Consider the following 1,667-nt stretch of genomic DNA (forward strand, 5'->3'; position numbering starts at 1 on the left):
CCGAGAGCGGAGGGCCACGCGGCTTTGATGCGGGCAAGAAGATCAAAGGTCGCAAGCGCCACATCGTCACCGATACAGAAGGAAATTTGCTGAGCGCCATCGTGCACCCGGCCAATGTTCAGGATCGGGACGGCGCGCCGGCCGTCGTCACTTTGGCGTGTGCGAGCTACCCGACTATTGCACACTTGTTTGCTGACGGCGGCTACGCCGGCGAAAAGCTTGAAAAACGCGCTCCGGAAAATCGACGGGCCCACGATTGAAATTGTTAAACGCCCGGATGACGCAAAAGGCTTCGTTATTGTTGCCCGACGCTGGGTCGTCGAACGCACGTTGGCACGGCTCAACCGCTGCCGACGTCTCGCCAAAGATTGGGAGGCCTCCGTCACCTCGGCTGAAGCATGGCTCCTTATTGCGTCAACTCGACAACTGGTGCGCCGCATCGCCAGATCGGCCAACGTCAAGTCATGAATTTTGAGTCAGAGTCTTAGGGATGATGAAGACCTGGATGTTTTGTCGCCATGAAACGAGCCGAACTGGAACGGATGACCGTTGACGAGCTGTGGAGCTTGCACGTTGAGGTCTCTAAAGTGTTGCAGCAGAAGATCCGGCAGGAAAAGCTGGGTCTGGACGACCGCCTGAGGCAGTTGGTGTCCGCGAGTCGGTTATACCCGCTGGTATCTCCAAAATACCAAAACCCCGATCAGCCATCACAGACCTGGACAGGTCGAGGCAAGCAGCCGCGGTGGCTCGTCGCGCAATTGAAGCTGGGAAAGCGTATCGACGACTTCAAAGTTCAGCCGCGGATCGAGAGCCGAGACGCTGCCCGCTCGCCGCAATCCGGCAATTAGCGAGCATGATCAGGCAATCATGCTAATGCGTCACTCTGCCAGCTTTGCTCGCTCTCTGCTCCCGGTAAGCTCTGAATTCGGCCAGGAGCCTTTCGGGATCCAAAGTTTCCGCCCGTCTGACCTGCTCTCTCAACCAAAGTAGCTCGGCAAATTGGTCGCCGAGATCGGGTGCGCATTGCTGGAAATTGAGCCGGCGTTTGTTCGAAAGTCGGACGTTCTTCCCCATTTCTAAAGCCCTCCCTGGGCACGCGGCGGTAATTATGGTTCTTGTCTGTAAAGGTCATTAAACGAATTGGACAATGGCGAGGCGCGGCCAGCAAGCCTATTTACGTTGCCAGCTCCTCGCGAAAGATCGAGGCATACGAGGGCGTGTCCCACGTTGGGGGGTGAGGCGCAAGACCGGGGTTTCCCGGTGCGTTCGCCATCGTCAGCATCGCGGGACGCGCTCTTCGCGATTTCCGATTGCGCCAGTTGCTGAACGTGCTGGAGTTGAGACCGCAGACGCGCATCGGCGAGTCTTGGATGCTGGCCAGAAGGGGGGCACCGCGAACCGGGCGAAAGTCAACCACGATCGTCAGATCATGGGGATTGCGAACGTAGAGGGAGCTGACTGCGTTTGTTCGAACGATGGAGATTGGGTGCGCCTTGGCAAGAAGGACGGCATTCCCGTGGTGCTTCTGGCGGATCTCCTCAAACCACCGCCATCCGAAAACGCCGATCAACACAACATGTTCAGCGTGCTGCTAGTACCCGGAATCAGAGCTGAGTGATACGGCGGCCTTTGAACCGGCGTTGACGGACCTTTTTCTTGGTCCAGAC

General features: G+C 57.7%; 1 protein-coding gene and 1 pseudogene. Both read left to right on the top strand.

Features of this window, described 5'->3' with window-relative positions; translation table 11 throughout:
• Positions 1-468 (top strand): annotated as a pseudogene (locus tag AC5ZGW_RS46170) (IS5 family transposase); the annotation flags it as partial.
• A 50-nt stretch (positions 469-518) separates the two neighbouring features.
• Positions 519-848, top strand: coding sequence for an H-NS histone family protein (locus AC5ZGW_RS46175; RefSeq protein WP_130231954.1), 330 nt, complete (start codon positions 519-521; stop codon positions 846-848).
• Positions 849-1,667 lie beyond the last annotated feature (819 nt).

The sequence above is a fragment of the Bradyrhizobium sp. Crot121 genome (assembly GCF_059512385.1).